Origin of the sequence: Chondromyces apiculatus DSM 436 (genome assembly GCF_000601485.1) — a bacterium.
Taxonomy (GTDB): Bacteria; Myxococcota_A; Polyangia; order Polyangiales; family Polyangiaceae; genus Chondromyces; species Chondromyces apiculatus.
This window is the reverse complement of record NZ_ASRX01000169.1, coordinates 1-1069: the sequence shown is the minus strand read 5'-3', so window position 1 is coordinate 1069 and position 1069 is coordinate 1. Positions and strand designations below refer to the sequence as shown.

At 72.8% G+C, this 1069-nt stretch carries 2 pseudogenes; both read right to left on the bottom strand.

The window, feature by feature from the left end:
• Positions 1-665, bottom strand: a pseudogene (locus CAP_RS43290) (hypothetical protein); the annotation flags it as partial.
• A gap of 201 nt (positions 666-866) precedes the next feature.
• Positions 867-1069 (bottom strand): annotated as a pseudogene (locus CAP_RS53190) (ferritin-like domain-containing protein); the annotation flags it as partial.

Below are 1069 nucleotides of genomic sequence, written 5' to 3'. Positions count from 1 at the left end.
GCGAACGCCGCGACGGACGCATGCTCCATCAGCCCGTCCCCCGCCCACGCCCCCGCGAGGACTTCCCGTTCCGCCTCGTCGAGCCCTTCGACGCGGGGCGCGAGCCCCCCGCCACTCCAGCCCCCCGCCACCCTCTCCGCCTCCGCGCCCCTGCCGCGCCTGCCGTGTCCGGAAGCCGTCGCCGTCAGCGGCTGCCCGTCCACCAGGAAAGGCCGCCCGACGCCGCAAAAGCTCTGAAACACCGTGTAGCAGCACTGCGTCGGCTCCGGGTAGGGCCCGTCCAGCACGACGTCCGTGTACATGTAGTCCGGAGACGTGCAGTCGGTCGACTGGAAGTACGGCAGCGCGTCGTTCACGCCCGGACACGCGGCGTCCGCCAGCCACTCGAAGCACGCAACCACCGGATCCTGACCCGAGCTGGTCGACGTGACCGTGTTCGGCCCCGAGGCGACCGAGACGGTCACCGGCCCCGAGGTCACCACGCTGATCGACGTGACCCCCGACGTCGGCCCAGCCCCACCCGCACCTCCCGTCCCATCCGCGGGATCCACCACCACGTTCCCCCCGCAGCTCGCCACCACGGCCGGCGTCGCGAATGCCGCGGCGCCTGCGATCTGGAGCAGCCGCGTGGCGAGGGCCTGACGAAAGCGAAGCGTACGATCCATGGCCGAAGCTCCCTGCTGCAAAGAGAAGCGAAGCGCGCCGCCCATTCCGGACGACCTCGCGAGCATACCCCATCCATTCTCGCGCAGGCGCGTGGGTCCGACGAGACGCGACGACGCGCTGCACCGCAAACCGACCGTCCACTCCGGGGAGCCGCGCTGGACGGGCCCTCAGCGCGTCAACCCACCACACCCCACCGTCCTTCAGCCCAGCAGCGCCCGAGCCGACGGCAGCACCACCTCGTGCAGCGCCCGCGCCGCCGCTTGCTGCGCCACCGCCGTCGTGAGCCTCCCGTGCGCCTCCAGCACCCCCCGCGGATCCTCCTCGACGCCCCCGGCCGTGACCCCCACCCGCGCCACCTCCGCGAAGACCTCTGCGACGGCCTTCCGCACCGCCTCACCCCCCA